General features: G+C 36.0%; 1 protein-coding gene. It reads right to left on the bottom strand.

Going from position 1 to position 913, the window contains the following annotated elements; translation table 11 throughout:
• Positions 1–118: 118 nt before the first annotated feature.
• A partial coding sequence (locus Q0852_RS23655) for a hypothetical protein (RefSeq protein WP_299022896.1) occupies positions 119–913 on the bottom strand: 795 nt, incomplete at its 5' end.

Here is a 913-nt window from a genome sequence, read left to right as displayed (position 1 = left end):
TAACGCCGAACATAAGGTGCGCCCCACAGAACTAACAAAGCACACTGAACTCCATACCAAAACCGCCGAGTGTAACGCGTCACCTTGATGTTTTTGTTAGGTTTATCATGCGTTGCAATCAATGTTTATCGAACGTAATTGTGCGGCTAAATGGAGGATAAGTAGATGTACTATCGTATAAAGTATAAGTTGCTACAATATTTCCATTTTCATCATGCTCTTCAAATTCATAAGTATCAGTATCCTGACCTTTTTTCACTTTCCATTCAGATGAAGTTTTAACCAAAATGTGATTATCAGCAATACCCAATTTTTCCCTGTACTCTTTCATTCCTGCATCCTTAATAACTAATGAACTTCTTACAGCTAGATCAGTAAACCTATTAGCTTCATCCTGATTAACCTGAATATCATAATTATGTGCTGCTTTATTACGCAACTGCCTAAGCGAATTAATTACATTTATGCTTTCATCTGAAAAGTGACCTGAATCTTTCAAACAGTCCATAATTTGCTTTGGTGACACTTTTCTTATCGTTGAACCTTGAACCAACCCAGAACTCATTGCCGCCTCTTCAACTAAAGCCCATGCTTCAGTAATAGCAGCTCGTGGGGAAACCTCACTAATACGTTCTAATTTAGTTTTCTCATTCAGTTCAAAGTCAGATTTGCCCACTTCTTTGATTTCTGGTTGAGTTGATATGATTTCTTTATATTCATCTTCAACTTGATTCAATTCATTAGCAAATTCAGCCTCAGCATCACCTACTTTTAGGCTTGATATCCTTCCAATCAATCCTTTGGTTTCATTCTGAAATTTATACGCAATAATTAATATAGTTACAGGCCATACTAATGATTTAAATATTTCCACAAAATGTTCCATAAACCTCCCATATAAACCTAACGCCTG

Source organism: uncultured Photobacterium sp., from assembly GCF_947502415.1.
Lineage (GTDB): Bacteria > Pseudomonadota > Gammaproteobacteria > Enterobacterales > Vibrionaceae > Photobacterium.
This window is presented reverse-complemented; position numbering and strand designations above follow the sequence as displayed.